This window comes from Shigella sp. FC1567 (assembly GCF_001743015.1).
Lineage (GTDB): Bacteria > Pseudomonadota > Gammaproteobacteria > Enterobacterales > Enterobacteriaceae > Escherichia > Escherichia coli.
In genome coordinates, this window is the sequence record NZ_MIIV01000360.1 from 1 (window position 1) to 652 (window position 652).

Annotated in this window: 1 pseudogene; it reads left to right on the forward strand. The window is 52.1% G+C overall.

Annotation, left to right across the window (positions count from 1 at the left end):
• Positions 1-646, forward strand: a pseudogene (locus tag BHE85_RS17815) (IS110-like element ISEc11 family transposase); the annotation flags it as partial.
• Positions 647-652: the final 6 nt, after the last annotated feature.

Here is a 652-nt window from a genome sequence, read left to right on the forward strand (position 1 = left end):
GCAACTGGTGAAGTTCCGGACCGCACAAATTAATGCCCTGCACGGGACGTTACTGGAGTTTGGTGAAACCATCCACAAAGGCCGGGCAGCGATGGAGCGGGAGTTCCCCGAAGCACTGGAACGGATGAAAGAGAGACTGCCACCGTATCTCATTATGGTTCTGGAAAACCAGTACAACCGACTGAATGAGCTGGACTCACTGATAGAGGATATTGAAAAACAGCTTACCAGCGTGGCGAGGCAGAATGAAACCTGTAAGCGGTTGCTGGATATTCCTGGCGTTGGACCACTTATTGCGACGGCAGCGGTGGCCACCATGGGGGAAGCATCAGCGTTTAAATCGGGGCGAGAGTTCGCCGCATATGTTGGTCTGGTTCCAAAACAAACTGGCTCCGGAGGGAAAGTACGTCTGCTGGGGATAAGCAAACGTGGTGACACTTATCTCAGGACATTATTTATCCACGGTGCAAGAGCGGTGGCATTAGTAGCTAAAGAGCCTGGCCCGTGGATAACCGAACTGAAAAAACGTCGTCCAGCCAGTGTGGCAATCGTCGCCATGGCAAACAAGCTGGCACGAACAGTATGGGCGATAACCGCCCATGACCGTAAGTATGACAGGAACCACGTCAGTATCAGACCATATTAATCGCTG